Origin of the sequence: Gelidibacter sp. (assembly GCF_035577925.1) — a bacterium.
Taxonomy (GTDB): Bacteria; Bacteroidota; Bacteroidia; order Flavobacteriales; family Flavobacteriaceae; genus Gelidibacter.
Genome location: NZ_DATJCY010000166.1, coordinates 1 through 6746, shown reverse-complemented (window position 1 = coordinate 6746; position 6746 = coordinate 1). Strand labels below are relative to the sequence as shown.

11 protein-coding genes are annotated in these 6746 nt (G+C 37.7%); all 11 read left to right on the top strand.

The annotated features are described in order from the left end of the window. On the top strand, positions 1-150 hold a 150-nt coding region (locus VNJ50_RS05870; protein WP_325579943.1), incomplete at its 5' end, for a 2Fe-2S iron-sulfur cluster binding domain-containing protein. Between the two features lie 107 nt (positions 151-257). Then, positions 258-1214 (top strand): 1,2-phenylacetyl-CoA epoxidase subunit PaaA, encoded by a 957-nt coding sequence (gene paaA / locus VNJ50_RS05865; protein ID WP_325579942.1) that lies wholly within the window; start codon positions 258-260, stop codon positions 1212-1214. A gap of 99 nt (positions 1215-1313) precedes the next feature. Beyond that, positions 1314-1598, top strand: a complete 285-nt coding sequence (paaB, locus tag VNJ50_RS05860) for a 1,2-phenylacetyl-CoA epoxidase subunit PaaB (protein WP_325579941.1) — start codon at positions 1314-1316, stop codon at positions 1596-1598. Positions 1599-1701: 103 nt separating this feature from the next. Then, positions 1702-1911, top strand: coding sequence for a four helix bundle protein (locus VNJ50_RS05855; protein ID WP_325579940.1), 210 nt, complete (start codon positions 1702-1704; stop codon positions 1909-1911). Positions 1912-2121: 210 nt separating this feature from the next. Next, positions 2122-2874, top strand: coding sequence for a 1,2-phenylacetyl-CoA epoxidase subunit PaaC (gene paaC, locus VNJ50_RS05850; protein ID WP_325579939.1), 753 nt, complete (start codon positions 2122-2124; stop codon positions 2872-2874). A 118-nt stretch (positions 2875-2992) separates the two neighbouring features. After that, entirely contained in the window at positions 2993-3493 is a 501-nt protein-coding gene (paaD, locus tag VNJ50_RS05845; protein WP_325579938.1) for a 1,2-phenylacetyl-CoA epoxidase subunit PaaD, read from the top strand. Positions 3494-3580: 87 nt separating this feature from the next. Next, positions 3581-4360: an enoyl-CoA hydratase-related protein gene (locus VNJ50_RS05840; RefSeq protein WP_325579936.1), complete on the top strand. Its 780-nt coding sequence runs from the start codon at positions 3581-3583 to the stop codon at positions 4358-4360. 45 nt (positions 4361-4405) lie between these two features. After that, positions 4406-4774, top strand: a complete 369-nt coding sequence (locus VNJ50_RS05835) for a four helix bundle protein (RefSeq protein WP_325579935.1) — start codon at positions 4406-4408, stop codon at positions 4772-4774. Between the two features lie 59 nt (positions 4775-4833). Beyond that, positions 4834-6012 (top strand): 3-hydroxyacyl-CoA dehydrogenase NAD-binding domain-containing protein, encoded by a 1179-nt coding sequence (locus tag VNJ50_RS05830; protein ID WP_325579934.1) that lies wholly within the window; start codon positions 4834-4836, stop codon positions 6010-6012. A gap of 38 nt (positions 6013-6050) precedes the next feature. Further along, positions 6051-6431 (top strand): four helix bundle protein, encoded by a 381-nt coding sequence (locus tag VNJ50_RS05825; RefSeq protein ID WP_325579932.1) that lies wholly within the window; start codon positions 6051-6053, stop codon positions 6429-6431. A gap of 34 nt (positions 6432-6465) precedes the next feature. Continuing rightward, positions 6466-6746 (top strand): PaaI family thioesterase (locus tag VNJ50_RS05820; protein ID WP_325579930.1); only part of this gene is annotated, 281 nt, incomplete at its 3' end.

Below are 6746 nucleotides of genomic sequence, written 5' to 3'. Positions count from 1 at the left end.
TGTAGTACCTGTAAATGTCAAGTTCTAGAAGGCTCGGTAAAAATGAAAAAGAATTATGCGCTTGCCGATAAGGAAGTTGAGCAGCATTTTGTGTTGAGTTGTCAAGCCGTTCCAACAAGCAATAAAGTTGTGGTCGATTTTGATGTGTAAATGACATAACCTGCAAGGTTTACCTGCTTCGTTGGGTGAGATCGCTGCGCTAAGTTTCAAAACCTTGTAGGTTTGAAAAGAATAATTATTCACTAATAATCAATAAAATGAGTGAAGAACAAATATTAAATTTAGAAAAGCAGTTCGAAGAGCGTATCGCAAGAGACGAAAAAATCGAACCTAAAGATTGGATGCCAGAAAAATACCGACAAACGCATATCCGTCAGATGTCGCAACACGCACATTCCGAAATTGTGGGCATGCTTCCGGAAGGTAATTGGATTACAAGAGCACCATCCTTAAGACGTAAAGTGGCCTTGTTGGCAAAAGTTCAAGACGAAGCCGGCCATGGATTGTATTTGTATTCCGCCACAGAAACCTTAGGGATTTCGCGTGATGAGCTGTACGAGCAACTGCATTCAGGAAAAGCAAAATATTCCAGTATTTTCAATTATCCAACCATTACTTGGGCCGATATGGGTGCCATTGGCTGGCTGGTTGATGGTGCTGCCATTATCAACCAAGTGCCTTTGTGCAACACCTCTTATGGGCCCTATGCCAGGGCGATGGTGCGCGTCTGTAAGGAAGAAAGTTTTCATCAACGTCAAGGTTATGAAATCATGATCAAATTGACCAGTGGTACTCCTGAGCAAAAGGAAATGGCGCAAGATGCCTTAAACCGTTGGTGGTGGCCAAGTTTGATGATGTTGGGTCCAACAGATGCCGAATCGGTGCACACCGAGCAATCCATGAAATGGAAATTGAAACGAAAATCCAATGACGAATTGCGTCAACAATTTATTGATCAAACCGTGCCACAAGCCGATTTAATCGGATTGACCATTCCTGATCCTGATCTAAAATGGAATGAAGAACGTGGCAGTTATGATTTTGGAGAAATTGATTGGGATGAGTTTTGGCAAGTCGTAAAAGGTCATGGGCCAATGAACAAAGAGCGCATGAAAGCACGAGTTGATGCTTGGGAACGTGGTGAATGGGTACGTGATGCCGCGATGGCTCATGCCGAGAAGAAAGAAAACAGAAAAGAAAAAGAAGCAGTTTAAAATGCGACTTAAGACTTGACGATTTAAGACATATGACACTATTGAGTCCTATGTCTTGAGTCATTTAGCGTAGCGGTCCGAAGTCAAAAAACAGAGATTATGAAAAAAAATTGGCCACTTTGGGAAGTCTTCGTCAGAAGTAAAAACGGATTGGAACATCGTCATTTTGGAAGTTTGCACGCTGCAGATGCCGAAATGGCATTAGAAAATGCACGAGATGTTTATACCAGACGAAATGAAGGCGTTAGTATTTGGGTCGTAGAATCTAGAAATATCACAGCTTCAAATCCGGAGCACAATGGCGAACTATTTGAGCCAGCAAAAGATAAAGTGTATCGTCATCCTACGTTTTATGAATTGCCTGATGAAGTGAAATACATGTAGATGTGAATTTGAAGTTGAAAACATGATTGAAAATAAATTTGATTTGAGTGGACGTTTAGAGGATTTTGCAGCAGAAATAATTTTGCTTTAGGACAAAAAACCAATGTCGTATGCAGGAGATTATTTGGCAAAACAGTTAATACGTTCTTCGTGTTCGTCAGCTTTGAATTATGGTGAGGTTTTAGGTGCAGGAACTGATAAGGACAAAATTAATAAACTGAGAGTATGTCTTAAAGACTTAAGAGAATCTCATCGAAATCTTAATATTCAGACGAAAGCAAAATTGTTTTCTGAAGATAGATTGACATCATAAAAAGATGAAAATGATCAACTTATTAGAATTATAATAACAAGAATTAAAAATATTAAATAGGAAATTTAAGATTGAACTTAAAACCAGAGTTTAATAAAAAGGATAAAAGAATAAATTGAAGCCGTTAAGTTCAAATTCGATTTCAATTGAAAAACTATTAGTTGAGTCGTTTCAAATTCAAGTTCGATTTCAACTTCAATTTAATAACAAATGAACACCAATCTCTATCAATACATCCTCGGCATCGCCGACAACAGCTTAATCCTCGGTCAGCGCATGGGCGAACTCTGCGGTCACGGACCAAGTTTAGAAACCGATATTGCCTGTACTAACATTTCATTGGATTTATTTGGGCAAGTGCGCAGTTATTATCAATATGCCGCTAAACTTGCAAACGATGGGCGTACGGAAGATGATATTGCCATGCTTCGTAAAGAGCGCGAATATGTCAATGTCTTGTTGGTAGAACAACCCAATACCGATTTTGCCTACACGATGGCACGACATTTTTTATTTGATGTTTACCACCTTTTGTTTTTGACCGAATTAGAAAAAAGTAAGGATTTGACATTGGCAGCCATTGCTTCAAAATCGGTTAAAGAAGTGCGTTATCATCAACGTTTTTCGTCAGATTGGATTAAACGATTAGGTGATGGCACCGAAGAAAGTCATAACCGAATGCAAACAGCAATTAACGATTTATGGACCTATACCGATGAATTATTCCATCAAACCGAAGCGGATAAAGCAATGGTTATGGATGGAATTGGGGTAGATGTCACCACATTAAAAGAACACTATTATTCAAAAGTAAATGATATTTTGGAAGAAGCTACATTAGCTGTTCCAGAATCAAAATATTTTCAAAAAGGAGGAAAAAAAGGCATTCATACCGAGCATATGGGTTATATTTTGGCAGAATTGCAATATATGCAACGCACATATCCCAATATGGAATGGTAAAATTCCTGCGAAGGCAGGAATCTCATGATAAAATAATGAAATAAGAATTTTGAAGACCAATCCCGATAACTATTAAGAGAAGTAGAGCAAATTGTAAAACTTCAATCTTAAATAAATTATGATTATAACAGCACCACATATCGACCCAAAACTGATTGTGATTCTCGAAACAGTATCCGATCCGGAAATCCCTGTATTATCCATCATGGATATGGGTGTCGTGCGTTCTGCAATTATCGAAAATGATATTGTAAAAGTTCAAATTACGCCCACTTATAGCGGTTGCCCGGCAATGGATGTCATAGGTGACGATATTAAAGCCGCACTAAAAAAAGCGGGTTACAAAGCAGAAGTGGAATTGATTTTGTCGCCAGCATGGACGACGGATTGGATTACGCCAAGAGGCCGAAAATCTTTGGAAAATTATGGCATCGCAGCACCATTGAATGCTGAAGCGGATAAAGATGTTTTACTGCACGGAAAACGATTGGTAAAATGTCCGCAATGTGGCTCAACAAATACACGATTAGTCAGTCAGTTTGGTTCAACAGCATGCAAGGCACAATTTCAGTGTAATGATTGCCACGAACCATTTGATTATTTTAAATGTTTGAAATAAAAGTATCAATGATTGCAGATTGATGATTGTTGATTTCAGAAATGTGTAATTCAACATTCGTTAATTTTCAATCAAAAAATTATAAAAATGAATTCAATAGTATTAGAAATTAAAAACGGCGTCGCTACCATTACGCTTAATCGACCGGAAGTCTTTAACAGTTTTAATCGTGAAATGGCACTTCTGCTTCAGGATACATTAGATGTTTGTGAGAAAAACGATGAAGTGCGCGCCATTGTTTTGACCGGAAATGGAAAAGCATTTTGTGCCGGCCAAGATTTAAAAGAAGTTACTTCGGCCGAATTGAATCCTGGGTTTAAGAAAATTCTTGAAGAACATTATAATCCTATAATTACAAGAATTCGTTCTATTAAAAAACCGATTATTGGTGCTATTAACGGTGTTGCCGCTGGAGCTGGTGCCAATATTGCTTTGGCTTGCGATATTGTTGTGGCTCATGAAAAAGTGAGTTTTATCCAAGCATTTAGCCTCATCGGATTAGTGCCTGATAGTGGTGGAACGTTCTTTTTGCCACGACTTATCGGATTTCAAAAAGCATTGGCATTGGCGATGTTGGGCGATAAGGTTTCTGCTGAAGAAGCTGAAAAAATAGGAATGATTTATAAAATACTTCCTTTGGAAAGTTTTGAATCTGACGTTAATGACCTTGCCATAAAACTCGCCAATATGCCCACAAAAGCATTGGGAATGATCAAAGAATTGTTCAATAAATCCATGACCAATGATTTGGAAGCACAATTGGCATTAGAATCAAAACTGCAAATTGAAGCTGCCCAAACCGAAGATTATGCCGAAGGTGTTACGGCATTTGTAGAGAAAAGAAAACCGGAGTTTAAAGGAAGCTAAATATCGAATATCGAACGGATAAATAACGAATAATGAAGTTTTTAAATGGGAAATTATAAATACGATTTGGAAGAGCGTTTGATTCAGTTCGCTGTGGACGTTATTTTAATTTGCGGAAAAATTGATGGAAGCTTTGCTTCACAACACTTGTCGAAGCAATTAATTCGTTCTGCAACCTCGGCAGCATTGAATTATGGAGAGGCGCAGAGTGCTGAATCTGCTAGAGATTTTTTACATAAAATGAAATTGTGTTTGAAGGAATTACGTGAGTCATTTGTAAATCTTAAAATTCAGAAAGGAGCTAATTTAATTAAAAACATAGAACGATTGGATGTCTTAATGAAGGAGAATAATGAGCTGATTGCGATTTTTGTTTCTAGTATTCGAACTTCCCAAAGTAAAAATAAAATATAAAAGTATGCATAAGTTAACAAAATCAAACTTCGATATTCAATATTCTAAATTCGATATTCATGATTAAAAATTTTGGAATCATCGGTTCAGGAACCATGGGAAGTGGCATTGCACAAGTGGCCGCAACTTCGGGTTGTACTGTTAAGTTATACGATACAAATCGATCTGCTTTGGAAAAAGCCGAAATCGCATTGGAGAAAATTTTGTCACGATTGGTGGAGAAAGGGAAAATTGATGCGACGGAAAAATCCCGCATTCAAAATAATATTTCCTACGTCAATAGTTTAAAGGATTTATCCAATTCTGATCTAATTATCGAGGCAATTGTTGAAAATTTGGATATTAAACGTAAGGTTTTTTCGGAATTGGAAATGTGTGTTTCAGAAGATTGTATCATCGCATCAAACACCTCAAGTTTGTCGATCGCTTCAATTGCGGCGTCTTTAAAGAAACCAGAGCGTTGCATTGGAATCCATTTTTTCAATCCAGCGCCATTAATGCGATTGGTTGAAGTTATTCCCGCCATTCAGACCTCGAAAGAAGTTTTGGAGCTATCCATAAAAACCATTTCCGATTGGAAAAAAGTAGTCGCTGTTGCTAAAGATACTCCTGGGTTTATCGTCAATCGTGTGGCAAGGCCATTTTATGGTGAGGCGTTGCGAATTTATGAAGAAGGTATTGCTGACTTTGCAACGATTGATTTTGCAATGAAAAATTTCGGTAGTTTTAGAATGGGACCTTTTGAATTAATGGATTTTATAGGAAATGACGTCAATTATACCGTTACCGAAACCGTGTTCACAGCATTTTATTTCGATCCGAGATATAAACCTTCGTTTACACAAAAGCGACTTGTTGAAGCTGGTTATTTAGGAAGAAAATCAGGAAGAGGCTATTATAATTATGATGAGAACGGAGCAATGGTCATTCCGAATGGAACCAATAACTTATACGATGAGAAATTGGCGCAACAAATTTTCGATCGTGTTCTGGTGATGCTCATCAATGAAGCCGCCGATGCGTTGTTTATGAATATAGCTTCTGCAGAAGATATTGATAATGCCATGACCAAAGGCGTCAATTACCCGAAAGGCTTATTGGCTTGGGCCAATGAAAAAGGCATCAATTGGTGTGTTACCAAAATAGATGAATTGTATAATGAATATCATGAGGATCGGTACCGGTGCAGTCCGTTGTTGCGGAGGATGAATAATGAAGGTGTGACATTCTTTGATTAGAAATGTATGGAATTAGGTATTAGGAATTTAGGATGAGTATGAACAGTAACTATCATTTTAAGTTTGAGGATTTGCAAGTGTATCAAAAAGCGATGGACTTTGGAGAAGTTGTGGATGCGATCGTGAAAAAATTCCCTTCATATGAATTGTATGCATTATCCTCACAGTTTAGGGGGGCGGCTGATTCGATTGCATTAAATATTGCAGAAGATTATCCTGGTTCTGATGCACAATTTGTTAAGCATATAAATTATGCTATTTATAGCGCAAATGAGTGCGTTAGCTGTAGTACAAAAGCCAGACGAAGACACTATATTGATTTCCAAGAAGATGAAGAAAATAGAAGGTTGATATCAGAATTAACAAAAATGATGTCTTCATTAAGAAAGAAGATTTTAGAAAGAAATACTAATTCCTAATGCCAATTTCCTAATGCCTAATACCAAATCCCTAATGCCCATAAACGGAGAAAATATCCCACACAAAATGCTAAGTCAAGATCCATACAGCACTTGGCTTGGTATTGAGATTTTAGAATCTGAAATAGGCCGTTGCAAAGTGGCGATGACCGTTCGTAAAGAAATGCTCAACAGTATGGGGAAAGCGCATGGTGGTATCAGTTATGCGTTGGCCGATACAGCTTTTGGTTTTGCAGCCAATACACATGGTAACTATGCGGTTTCTATTGAAACGAGCATCAATCATATTGAAGCCTTGGATGAAGGTGATTATTT

Excerpts from the sequence above, each read along its gene's own strand:
- paaA (WP_325579942.1), top strand. The coding sequence starts at position 258 with ATGAGTGAAGAACAAATATTAAATTTAGAAAAGCAGTTCGAAGAGCGT.
- paaB (WP_325579941.1), top strand. The coding sequence starts at position 1,314 with ATGAAAAAAAATTGGCCACTTTGGGAAGTCTTCGTCAGAAGTAAAAAC.
- VNJ50_RS05855 (WP_325579940.1), top strand. The coding sequence starts at position 1,702 with ATGTCGTATGCAGGAGATTATTTGGCAAAACAGTTAATACGTTCTTCG.
- paaC (WP_325579939.1), top strand. The coding sequence starts at position 2,122 with ATGAACACCAATCTCTATCAATACATCCTCGGCATCGCCGACAACAGC.
- paaD (WP_325579938.1), top strand. The coding sequence starts at position 2,993 with ATGATTATAACAGCACCACATATCGACCCAAAACTGATTGTGATTCTC.
- VNJ50_RS05840 (WP_325579936.1), top strand. The coding sequence starts at position 3,581 with ATGAATTCAATAGTATTAGAAATTAAAAACGGCGTCGCTACCATTACG.
- VNJ50_RS05835 (WP_325579935.1), top strand. The coding sequence starts at position 4,406 with ATGGGAAATTATAAATACGATTTGGAAGAGCGTTTGATTCAGTTCGCT.
- VNJ50_RS05830 (WP_325579934.1), top strand. The coding sequence starts at position 4,834 with ATGATTAAAAATTTTGGAATCATCGGTTCAGGAACCATGGGAAGTGGC.
- VNJ50_RS05825 (WP_325579932.1), top strand. The coding sequence starts at position 6,051 with ATGAACAGTAACTATCATTTTAAGTTTGAGGATTTGCAAGTGTATCAA.